General features: G+C 56.3%; 10 protein-coding genes. 9 read left to right on the top strand and 1 reads right to left on the bottom strand.

What is annotated here, in order from left to right:
* The first annotated feature begins 38 nt into the window (after positions 1–38).
* The 6 genes from F556_RS35490 to F556_RS0128460 all read left to right on the top strand — a co-directional run bounded on the left by F556_RS35490 (position 39) and on the right by F556_RS0128460 (position 5593).
* Positions 39–563 carry a winged helix-turn-helix transcriptional regulator gene (locus F556_RS35490; protein ID WP_020620396.1) on the top strand — a complete coding sequence of 175 codons (525 nt, stop codon included), beginning with the start codon at positions 39–41 and terminating at the stop codon, positions 561–563.
* A gap of 234 nt (positions 564–797) precedes the next feature.
* Entirely contained in the window at positions 798–1706 is a 909-nt protein-coding gene (locus F556_RS0128440) for a Gfo/Idh/MocA family protein (protein ID WP_211222652.1), read from the top strand.
* A gap of 35 nt (positions 1707–1741) precedes the next feature.
* A complete protein-coding gene (locus F556_RS0128445; RefSeq protein WP_020620398.1) occupies positions 1742–2773 on the top strand; it encodes a Gfo/Idh/MocA family protein in 1032 nt (343 codons plus the stop codon).
* Positions 2773–3642, top strand: a complete 870-nt coding sequence (locus F556_RS0128450) for a sugar phosphate isomerase/epimerase family protein (protein WP_020620399.1) — start codon at positions 2773–2775, stop codon at positions 3640–3642. The genes F556_RS0128445 and F556_RS0128450 overlap by 1 nt, the downstream gene beginning before the upstream one ends.
* Positions 3639–4517: a sugar phosphate isomerase/epimerase family protein gene (locus F556_RS35495; RefSeq protein WP_020620400.1), complete on the top strand. Its 879-nt coding sequence runs from the start codon at positions 3639–3641 to the stop codon at positions 4515–4517. The genes F556_RS0128450 and F556_RS35495 overlap by 4 nt, the downstream gene beginning before the upstream one ends.
* Entirely contained in the window at positions 4514–5593 is a 1080-nt protein-coding gene (locus F556_RS0128460; RefSeq protein ID WP_020620401.1) for a Gfo/Idh/MocA family protein, read from the top strand. Before F556_RS35495 ends, F556_RS0128460 begins: the two co-directional genes overlap by 4 nt.
* Before the next feature lie 101 nt (positions 5594–5694).
* On the opposite strand, the gene F556_RS0128465 is transcribed toward F556_RS0128460, so the two are convergent.
* Entirely contained in the window at positions 5695–7959 is a 2265-nt protein-coding gene (locus F556_RS0128465) for an AraC family transcriptional regulator (RefSeq protein WP_020620402.1), read from the bottom strand.
* 287 nt (positions 7960–8246) lie between these two features.
* On the opposite strand from F556_RS0128465, the gene F556_RS0128470 reads away from it, so the two are divergent.
* From F556_RS0128470 to F556_RS0128480, 3 genes are read left to right on the top strand one after another with little or no spacing between them, the layout of a single operon-like run.
* Positions 8247–9167: an ABC transporter permease gene (locus tag F556_RS0128470; protein ID WP_040718772.1), complete on the top strand. Its 921-nt coding sequence runs from the start codon at positions 8247–8249 to the stop codon at positions 9165–9167.
* Between the two features lie 16 nt (positions 9168–9183).
* Positions 9184–10044, top strand: coding sequence for a carbohydrate ABC transporter permease (locus tag F556_RS0128475; RefSeq protein ID WP_020620404.1), 861 nt, complete (start codon positions 9184–9186; stop codon positions 10042–10044).
* 42 nt (positions 10045–10086) lie between these two features.
* Positions 10087–11646: an extracellular solute-binding protein gene (locus F556_RS0128480; protein WP_020620405.1), complete on the top strand. Its 1560-nt coding sequence runs from the start codon at positions 10087–10089 to the stop codon at positions 11644–11646.
* Positions 11647–11681: the final 35 nt, after the last annotated feature.

Here is an 11681-nt window from a genome sequence, read left to right on the forward strand (position 1 = left end):
GTCCTGAAGAGCAGCGGGTCCTGCAGCTTGCCCAAGCGTTGTCCGGTCAATGGACCGTCCCGATTCTGCTGGCCATGGACCGCTGTCGCGGGCGGTTTACGCCGCTCCAGCATGAGCTGGGTATTGCCCCGGCACGCCTGAGCGACAACCTGAAGCGGATGGCGGCCAGCGGCTTGCTGCAGCATCTCGGTCCGCACGAACGCCGCCATCCCGCGCTGCCGGAATACGTCCTCACCGAACACGGCCTGCTGCTGCGCGAAGCCGCGCAGGCCCAGGAGCAAGCCGAGCAGCAGCTGGGGTTGGGCCGCTTATCTGCCAAAGCCTGGAGCATGCCGGTGCTGCTCGCGCTCCATTATCGTCACGAACGGTTTGGCCAGCTGGCGCAGGCCCTGCCGCCGGTGACCCCCCGCATGCTATCTGCAAGACTCGATGAGCTAAGCGGACTGGGGGCCGTCGACAAGCTGCTCGACGAGCAGCCGCGTCCGGCTTTTGTCTACCGGCTGCAGCACAGGGCTGAGCCGCCGCTCAGGCAATTGGCTGGAGATTTTGCCTCGATCATCTAACCTCGATATCATCCGCTTCGGCGCTCACTCGTGTGAGCGCCGTTTTGGGTTGCATGCTTGATCAAGATATCCTTTTTGCATTTCTTACAGTATCTATGCCGATCTACGAATAGCGGATGCCCAGCCTGAAATTTGATCAATAATCGTAAATGTTGTCTATATCCCTCCACGAGGGGCTCTGTTACCATACTAGGCAAGCTTGCACAGGAAGGTGCACGATGGGAAGGAGTTATTATGCAACCATTACTACGCATTGGCATGATTGGTCTGGACACCTCGCGAGCCCCTGCCTTCACGCGGTTGCTGCATGATGGGCGACACCCGCATCATGTAGCGGGCGGCAGGATTGTCGCCGGTTATCCTGGCGGATCAGCTGATTTTGACTTGAGCATCTCCCGTGTGGAGGGAATTACCGCGCAGCTCCGAGAGGACTATGGCGTACGGATTATGCCTACGCCGGAGGAGGTGGCCGAGCAGAGCGATGCGATAATTATTGAATCTTGTGATGGTCGATTGCATCTGGAAGAATTCCGTCGCATCGTTCCGTACCGCAAGCCCGTGTTTATCGACAAGCCGCTGGCAGTAACGAGCAGCGATGCGAGAGAGATTGCCCGACTGGCCGAAGTGTATGGCGTACCGGTGATGAGCTGTTCGGCGCTGCGCAGCGCCACCGCTCTGACCGAGGGCCTCCAAGCTATAGGTGGTGTATCGGCAGTGGCCGGGATGGACGGCTATGGACCTTTGCCGTTGGAGACGACACAGCCGGGCTGGTTCTGGTACGGCGTGCATACCGCTGATATGCTGTACCGGGCGATGGGGCGGGGGTGCAGGACAGTGACGGTGAGAGCAGGTATTGACCAGGAGTTCCTCGTAGGGGAATGGGAGGATGGCCGAATCGGTACATTGCGTGGCAACCGCATGGGCAACGATGCCTTTGGTGCAATGCTGCATACGGCTACGGGGACGCAGGCTATCGATATAGCTTCGCATGCGAAACCCTACCTGGCGGACGTGCTGGAAGAGATGCTGATCATGTTTCGGACGGGTAAGGGGAGCGTAGCCATCGAAGAGACCATCGAAATCATCCGTTTTCTCGAAGCCGCTAATGAGAGCCGATCGACGGGACACACGGTGAACTTGTAACTGAAGCCGAGGCTAAATAGGAGAGGAGCAGGACCATGCAACAACCACAAGAGCTGCGTGCAGCACTGCTGGGTGCGGGCATCATCGCTTCTTCACATCTGGAAGCTATCGCATCGGTAGGAGGTGTATCTGCCTGTGCTGTAGCGGACTTGGATCAGAGTAAGGCTGACGAGCTGGCCCAGCAATTCGGTCTGCGGAGCTACAGCGATTACCGGACAATGCTGCGGGAGGAACAGCCGGATATTGCGGTCATTGCGCTGCCGCATTTCCTGCACAAGGAAGCCTCTCTGGCGGCAATTGCCGAAGGTGCCCACCTGATGCTGGAGAAGCCAATGGCGCTGTCTACTCTCGAGTGCGACGAGATCATTGGAGCGGCGCAGCGCGCCAACGTGCGGGTCATGGTTGGTCATACGCAGCATTACATAGCTGAGAATATAGAAGCCAGAGCCTGGGTCCGCAGCGGGAAGCTGGGTCCCCTTATTATGATTCAGGACAACCGCCATCTGCCCTATTACCGGCCGTCACGACCCGCTTGGTTTCTGGACAAGGCCTTATCTGGCGGTGGTATCCTGGCGAATCTGGGCACGCATTCCATCGACAAGATCCAGTGGCTGACCGACAGCTCGGTCGCCAGAGTGAGTGCTGCGACCAGCTACTATGGAGACAGGGGCAATGTAGAAGGCAGCGGTATGATCTATTTGCGGCTGCAATCCGGAATTGCGGCGACGATTGTACAATCCGGCTACCCTGGCGAGATTCGGGACGAGACGGAGCTGATCTTTGCCGAGGGAATGCTGAAGCTGGCAACTGGACGTGGGTTATGGATCAGCCGCGGTGGCCCCTATGAGCCGCTGCCTGTACCGGCGACGGCAACGCCATTTGAGCGGCAATACCACGAGCTGACAACAGCCATCCGGGAAGGTCGGGAGACCGACTGTCCACCGGCTTATGCGCGGGGCGTCATCGGTGTCCTGGAAGCAGTCTATCGAGCGGCAGAGACAGGGGAAGAGCAATCCCTGGAGCTGCTCTCCGATTCCCCGAGCACACAACGAGAGGAGTACTGTTGATGAGATGGGAGGCGCTGGGTGTATTAACGGATGAGGTGTCAGAGAGCCTGGTCGAGGCACTGGACTGGGCAGTGGAAAATGAGTTGAAGCATGTGGAACTGAGAGTCGTGGATGGTGTCCACGTGATGGATATGAGCGATGAGGCGTTAACCGAGGCCCGGCGGCAGGTGGAACTGCGGGGACTGTTCATTTCGGCCATCGCTTCCCCTGTCTTCAAGTGTGCGCTGTCTCCGGAACGCCCGGTGTCGTCTGGAGACACGTTCGGGCAGCAGGAGGAGGACGTAGCTGCGCACTTCATCAAGCTGGAGCGGGCTCTGGACATTGCCTCTCTACTCGGCACCAGCCGCATCCGCATCTTCTCGTTCTGGCGAGAACAGAATCCGCAGCGCGAATGGGAGATGATTATCTCTCATCTGCGCGAGGCGGCGGCGCGTGCAGCAGGCCAGGGCGTGCAGCTGCTGCTGGAGAATGAGCCGTCCTGCAATGGCGGGTATGCGGAGGAAGTGGCAGAGCTGGTCGCTGCGGTAGCCTCCCCCGCGCTGCGGGCGCTATGGGATCCTGGCAACGAGGCATATGGCGGACGAACAGCCTATCCTGACGGCTACGCAGCGATTCGGGAGGCCATTGGACACGTTCACCTGAAGGATGCACGAATTCGGGAGAACGGTACACCCGAGTGTGTGCCGCTTGGCAGGGGAGCGGTCGCCCTGCGGGAACAACTGGCTGCATTGGAGGAGGACGGGTACGACGGACTCTACACGCTGGAAACCCATTACATCCCTCTGGGCGGCACCAAGCGCGAGGGCACGGACTTGACCTTGAAGGGGCTGCGCGAGCTGTTGGTGCCGCAGCAAGGAGGCGGAGAATGAAGATTGCGGCATTCAGCGGTGCATACAGTGCAGTCAGCTTCCGGGAAGCTGCCACTGCCGTCAGCCGGCTTGGCTTCGAAGGGATAGAGATTGCAGCCCGGGGCCAACATCTCTCACCAGCGTCTACAGCAGGTGAGGTACGTGAGGTGAAAGCCATTGCCGACGGAAACGGACTTGCGATACCGGTCATTGCAGGCTATGCCGGCGGCTTCTCTACCGCTGGGGATGCAGCATGCCGGCAGGCGTTCGAGGATGTCCAGCGGCTGCTGGCGATGACGGCCGAGCTCGGAGGCTGCGGACTCCGCGTGCAGCCCGGCGGCCCCAATGCTTTTCTGGCCGGGCCCGGTCATTACGAACAGGCGGCCTTATGGCTGGACCAGTGTGCCAAGGAGGCGCAGACCTACGGACTGCAGGTGCTCATTGAATTGCATAATGAAACCCTGGTAGAGTCAGCAGGTGATGCGGAGCGGCTGCTGGCGCTGCTGGGGGAGGACAATATCGGATGGATTCATGACGCTGGCAACATGTACATCGCGGATGCGGACTATGGCGCCGACTCCGTGCGTCAGCTGCAAACGCGGCTGTTTCATGTGCATATCAAGGATGAGCGGCGTGTTGCCCCTACAGCCAGAGCGCAGCCAGGCGAGTTCACGACGCATACTCGCTATGGCAGCGAGCGGTTCGTCCCTTGTCTGTTAGGTGAGGGTGAGGTCGATCATGGCGGACTGTTGGATGGGCTGTTGGAGATTGGCTACAAGGGATGGCTCACGCTGGAATGTCATGCCCCCTTGACGGCTGGTGAGCGGCTGGCTGCTGATCTGGACACCGTCCGGTCCCTGTGGCATAACAGGATAGAAAGAAGGAGAATTCAGTGACAAAACATGTGTTAAACGTGGGGCTCATCGGTCTCGGCCGCAGCGGCCGGGATATTCACGGCCAATTGCTCGTACAGCTGCCGGAGCTTTATAAGATTGCTGCGGCCGCTGACCCGCTTCCGGAGCGCCGGGAACGGGCAGAGGAGGAGTACGGCTGTCGGACGTATCATGACTGGCAGTCGATGGTGGACCAGGAGCAGCTTGATCTGATCGTCAATGCTTCGCCGAGTCACCAGCATGTGCCCATCACAATGGCGCTGCTGGAACAAGGTCATCACGTACTGTGTGAGAAGCCGCTAGCCCGTACTGTAGAAGAGGTGGATCAGCTGACGCAGGCGGCAGCCCGTTCCGGGAGCCGACTGGCGGTCTTTCAGCAGGCGCGCTACCAGCCGGCCTTCCGCAAGCTGCAGGAGGTAATCGCCTCGGGTGTGCTGGGTGAAATTGTGCAGATTGATCTGACGATCAGTGGGTTCAGCAGGCGCTGGGACTGGCAGACGCAGCAGAGTCATCATGGCGGCAGCCTAATGAACACCGGTCCCCACCCGCTCGATCAGGCTCTGCAGCTGTTCGGTGACGACGTGGAGCCCGACGTGTGGTGCCGTATGGAACGGACGCTGACGCTGGGCGATGCGGAGGATGACGTGAAGCTGATCCTGAGTGGTCCCGGCAAGCCGCTGATCGATATTGAGATTTCCTCTTGTGCCGCTTATTCACGGCCTGCTTACCGCGTCAAGGGAACCCAGGGCGGATTGCAGGGCGACGGCAGCCGGCTCACCTGGAAGCACTACAATCCGGAGGAGGCACCGGAGCAGCAGCTCGTGGAAGCCCCGCTGGCCAAGTCCGACGGAACGCCGGCTTACTGCAGCGAACAGCTGAATTGGGTAGAAGGAAGCTGGGACGCGCCGCCTCCGCCGAGTGATACCCCGTTCCACGAGATGACGGAGCGCCTGTATACGAACCTACACGAATCGCTCACGACCGGCGCGGCAACGGAGGTCACAGTTGCCCAGGTGCGCAGACAGCTGCAGATTATGGAGACCTGCCGCAGCCAGAACCCGCATCTCTACACGAAGTAGTTGCAGGTATGATGCCAAACAGGCGGACATAAAAAGCCCCGATTCCACATGGCGGAGTCGGGGTTTGCAGTCTGCCACCTTCTGATGAGCCTTCTCCCTTCCTACTCCAGAGATTGGTGCCGCCTGCGGTACTCGGTAGGCGTGAGTCCGGTATGCCGCTTGAAGGCGCGATTGAAGGGAGCCACCGTCAGATATCCGACAAGGGAGGCGATATCCTGAATTTTCAGATCGGTGCTCTGCAGCATCTCCATTGCCTTGCCCATCCGGAAGGTATGCGTGTATTCGCTCAGATTGATGCCGGTTTTCTCCTTAAAATAGGAAGAGAGATAGGAGTTCGTAATATTCAGCTTCTGCGACAACAGATCCAGCGAGATATCCTCCCCGTAGTGCCGCTCCACGTAATCCTTAACGAAGGAAATCATATAATCAGCCTCGGTCTCCTTGGCCTTGCTGCGCACCGCCTCCGCCAAAGCAGACAGGAAATCCTCGAAAAACACCTTGTAATCCTCTACCGTCCGGCAAGCCTTGAGCGCTTCGTAAGGCTGCTTGGGACTGGCGTAGCCCGGTACGGTTACATGCTTCGCGTACATCACCTTCAGTGCCTTTTCAATGATCTGCTTGCTCAGGGTAATGATCTGATGCGCGGGGGCACCAGCCTTATGCAACTGCTCGATCAGCCTGTGCACCAGCGGAATGCAGATGGCCTCGTTACCCGCATGCAGATTGGCTGTCAGCTCCTGCTCCTGGGCCAATGTCGGAAGAAGCGGCAGGGTGATCGGCTTCAGCTCACGGAACACCTGAATGTCTTCATCCAGCTGGCGTTGATTGATATATTCATGTACCTTGTCGTACGTCTCACTGAATTGCTCCGCCTGGGTGCGGGATGGGCTCATCCCAAGCGCAAACTGGAAATATAACGTCTCGGGGCGCAGCAGCTCAATGAGCGGCTCCAGCGCATCTCTTGCGTCTTGCTGCTGCGGGTGGTCAAAGAGAATTGTGAGAATCAGATCGTGCTCCACCTGGAATGTCAGCGAGTCTGGACAACGGCTGTGGAAATGCATGCGAATCAGCTCGGTAATCAGCGCATAGGACCGGCTAGGGTCCAGCTCTGTCCCCTCAAGTGCTTCTTCTTTGAGGGTCAGATGAACAAGAATCAGCCGGTATGGCCGATTGCTGTCGATGGCCATCTTGATATCGGTCAGATTGGCCGAGATCATCTTCAGCCGATTCAGGTACGCATACTGCTGGAGCAGCGAGTTTTTGGTGTCCAGATCGCGGTGAATCGTATGATTAATCCGGAACAGGTCATGCAGCTTCTCAGAGATAAGCTTGAACTCGGTGATCCGGCTTGGCTGCTGTGCAAGCGGCTGTCCCAGCTGCTCTACCGTTTGCAGAATACGCTGCAGCGGATTCTGGAACTTGCGAGCAATAATAAGCGCGATAATCAGACTCAGCACGCAGGAGGACAGCAGAATCAGCAGAAAAACCAGATTAAGCTGCTTGAACTGGCTGGTAACCGCATGAATGGGAATGACATCGACGTATAGGTAGCCTGTGTCCGGAGCCTGCTGATAGAAGTACATCGCATCCGCCTGCTCCACATACCCTTGTCCTGTAAGCGTGACTGGTGAAGGATCGTGATCTGTCGAGCGGCTGGAGGATGCGAAGATTGGCTGTCCATTCCGGTCAAAAATATAAAACCACCCGCTATCCGTCCGCTGGTGTAAATCCTGGTACATCGCCGTTCCGTTAAGCAGGGCGATGAGCCCGAATTGCGTCTCATACTCTTTCTTGGCGAGTACCGGCAACAGCGTACCGTGCTGTGTAATATTGAACGCCGTCCGTTCTTCAAAGGCGGTGCCGCCATAGATTTGGAAGCTCTGTGCCTTAGGCAGCTCCGCCTCCCAAAAGGCAGCATCATACCGGTCGCTGGCATAGAACTTGGCGAACATCGTCTCGAGGTCCCGGCTCCCGTCTTTATCGATCAATAGCTGCTTGTCTTTAAAATAGTAAACAATGTTCTCCAGGTACAGCCTGGAGCTGCTAAGCGTTCCCTTCAGATCCAGCTGAATCTTCAGCAGGGTCTGATATTCAACCGTCCGGCTCGTTGTATCCGAGACCGTCTGCACCTCTGTTTTGAACAGATGTGCCATCAAATTGCTCCTCAGCTGGACGAATTGCTTCTCGTAATTGGTGACCGTTGTATGGAGGTTGAGACTGTTGTTCTTAATAATCTCGCCCCGGATATTGTCACGGAAGACCGTATAGGACAAGAAGTTGAACGATGTGAGGAGTAAAATGATACCGCCAAAGCTGATACATAGCGCTGCGAATAGAGAAGTGTTTCCCGGTTTGGCGAGCTTCATCCTACGGCCCCCGATCACAAAATAAGTCCATTTTTATCCGCTAAAGTATAGCACAGGTGCCAAAAAGCCGACAAACATCACTTTTTTTCTTTCTTGACTTGGTTTGCACTAGGGATGCCCCAAACCGCTGTCATCCTAAGATTTATCAAGGTTTGCAAAAGGAAGTGATTTTGCACAGGCGTCAGATTTGTTACGCTGTGGATGTCAATTGGAAGCGGTTGTCGATAAGACCTGCATATCTTACATAAGGTTGGGGGAATGGCCGGATGCATCCTGCGGATCGAGCAATGCCTGTATTCAAGAAAGACAGCTTCGCCCGCAAATGGGGGCGAAGCAAATATTTGCTGCTGTTGTTTTTGCCCACGCTGTTGTACTTCATTTTGTTCAAGTATGTCCCGATGTTTGGAGTCGTGGTTTCTTTTAAGGACTACAATTTATTCCGCGGCATCTGGGAGAGCGACTGGGTCGGCTTGAAGTATTACCGAATGTTCTTTGAAAGTCCGGATTTTTTCAAGCTGATCCGCAACACATTCTTGCTGGGACTGTACAAGCTGGTTTTTGGCTTCCCGGCACCGATCATTCTGGCGCTGCTGATGAACGAGCTGCGGCACATGATGTTCAAACGATTTGTACAGACAGTCAGCTATCTGCCGCACTTCATCTCCAATGTCGTCGTCGTCAGTATGCTTACGCTGTTCCTGTCGCCATCGAGCGGATTGATCAATCAACTGATTGAGGGATTGGGCCTCGATGCCATTAACTTCATGGCTCGTGAAGACATGTTCCGCAGCATCTATGTGCTCTCGGAGATCTGGCAGCATGTCGGCTGGGAGACGATTATCTATCTGGCGGCCTTGACCGCCATTGACCCCCAGCTGTACGAAGCGGCACGCATGGATGGCGCGTCGCGCTGGAAGCAGATGCTGCATGTGACATTGCCAGGTATCCGGGCGGCTATCATTATTGTGTTGATTCTAAATGTAGGGAATGTGCTGGAGATCGGCTTTGAAAAGGTCTTCCTCATGCTGAACCCGGCCATCAACGGCACGGCGGATATCTTGAGCACCTTTGTCTACCGGACAGGGCTGACACAAGGCAACTTCAGTTATGCCACCTCTATCGACCTGTTCACCAGCCTGATCAACCTGGTCTTCATTCTGACGGCCAACTGGATCAGCCGCCGGGTGAGCGAGACCAGCTTATGGTAAAGGGGGACACACCAACATGAGAGCTAGACTATCTGTATTCGATCTCTTCCTGTTCGCGTTTATGGGCGGCATGATCGTCGCGACCTTGTATCCGTTCATCTATATGATTGCCGTCTCCTTGAGCAGCAGTGTCCCTGTGCTGCGGGGCGAGGTTTTCCTCTGGCCCAAAGGCTTCAATCTCGACGTCTACAAAATGGTGCTGCAGGACCCCAAAATCGTGCAAGCCTATATGAACACGATCGTTTATGCTGTACTTGGAACAACGATGTCACTTATCGTGACAGCAGCTGGCGCCTTTGCCATCTCCAAACGTGAAATGATGTTCCAGCGGGGCTTTATGATGATGATTGTCGTCACGATGTTCTTCAGCGGGGGCATGATTCCAACGTTCCTGGTCGTGCGCAGCTATGGTATTGTCGATACCATCTGGGCCATGGTGCTGCCGACGCTGGTCAGTACCTGGAATCTAATCATCATGCGCACCTTCTTCGCCGGGCTCCCCAAGGAGGTCGAGGAATCCGGCAAGATCGACGGCCTCAGCGATATCGGGGTATTCTTCCGTCTGGCGCTGCCGCTGTCCAAAGCCATCCTGGCCACCATCGGCCTGTTCTATGCCGTTGCGATCTGGAACAACTTCTTCTCTGCGATGCTCTACCTGCGCAATACCGAACTCTTCCCGCTGCAGGTCGTTCTCCGCAACCTTGTCCTCCAGGGGGCAGGCAATAACGCCGGCAGTGTCGGCGGCGACTCGATGCTCGTCGATGAGTCCATCAAGTATGCGACGATTATCGTCTCCACGCTGCCAATCCTTATGGTCTACCCGTTTCTGCAGAAGTATTTCGCCAAGGGCGCGCTGATCGGGTCGGTCAAAGGTTAACATATAGTCATGCTATCAATCATCTTGGGAGGGTTTAAGACAATGAAGAAGAAATGGGTATCCGCATCATTGGTATTGGTCATGGGAGCGTCGCTGCTGGCAGCATGCTCGAACAATGGGGGCGGCAATACACCGCCGGCAAACACCGGTGAGAACACTGGGACGCCAGAGGCACCTGCAAAACAAACGTTTACCTTCCTAAACTATAGCAATCCGAGCTGGCCGTACGATGAGAACTGGCCAATCTGGAGCTACCTGGAGGAGGCGACCGGGGTGACGCTGGACATTGAGACGCCGCCGGGCGGCTCGCTGGAAGATACGCTCGCCCTGACGGTCGCGTCAGGCAATCTGCCTGACCTTCTCTTCACGTTTACCAAGCCGCTGGCCGACAAGTACGGACAGCAGGGAGCGCTTGTCAATATCCTGGATTATGTGGATCAGATGCCGAATTTCAAGGCGTGGATGGAGGAGCACCCTGCGGCTGTACAAAGCGCTATCGCGTCCAATGGCGAGATGTATATCTTCCCCAATCAGGGAATCGGTGAGACCAACCGGATGATCTGGATGTACAGAGAGGACGTCTTCAGCGAGCACGGCCTGGAGCAGCCCGAGACCTGGGATGAACTCTACGAGACGCTCAAAGAGCTGAAACAGCTGTACCCGGACAGTTACCCGCTCACCTTCCGCAGCGGTCTGCGTTATCTGATGAACTTCGGCGCCTCCTTCGAAACCGTTGGTTCGATGAACGCTGATCTGTCTGCCGTGTACTATGACTTTGACAAGGAAGAGTGGGTATACGGGGCGACAGAGGACAACTTCAAGACGCTGGTCGAGTACATGAACAAATTCTACGCCGAGAAGCTGATCCCGCCGGACTTCCTGACGGTCGATACGAAGCTATGGCAGGATATGATGTCGACCAACCGGGCCTTCGTCACCTTGGACTATGTGGGCCGGATTGACTTCTTCAACTCGGCGCTGCGTGCCGAGAACCCAGACTTCAATCTGAACTTTATGGCGCCGCCTGCCGGATGGGACGGCGGTGCGCGCAAGAACGCCTTTACTCAGGTTTCGCAAGAGGGCTTCATGATCTCTTCCAAGACCAAGAAGATCGACGACATCATCAAATTCATGGATTTCTTCTACTCCGAGGAAGGCCGTACGCTTGTCAGCTGGGGCAAGGAAGGCGAGAGCTACAAAGAGGAAAATGGCGCCAAGCAATTCATCGAGACGTTCACGGACGTATCCGACATGCGTAAAAAAATGGGGCTATCTACCGACGGAACCTATATCTGGTTCGACTATGACGCGCATATCTCGCTTGCTTCGCCTGAGCTGAAGACGGCTTATGAGCAAGGACCGCAGTACGACAGCGAGCAGCAGCCCATTCCGGCTTTTACGGCCGAGGAGCAGGAGGTGCTCAGCACCGTCGGGGATGCCCTCAACAAAAATCGCGACGAGAATATCTCCAAGTTCATTATCGGCGAGCGCAGTCTTGCCGAGTGGGACAGCTATGTCGCTGAGCAGAACAAGCTGGGTGTCGACAAGATTGTAGACACATTTACCCAAGCGTATGACCGGACGATGAATGCAACCAACTAGGTCAGAGCTGACTGGGTGCTGTTTAAGGGAGGGTG

The sequence above is a fragment of the Paenibacillus daejeonensis DSM 15491 genome (assembly GCF_000378385.1).
In the GTDB taxonomy this organism is placed as follows: Bacteria; Bacillota; Bacilli; order Paenibacillales; family Paenibacillaceae; genus Paenibacillus_D; species Paenibacillus_D daejeonensis.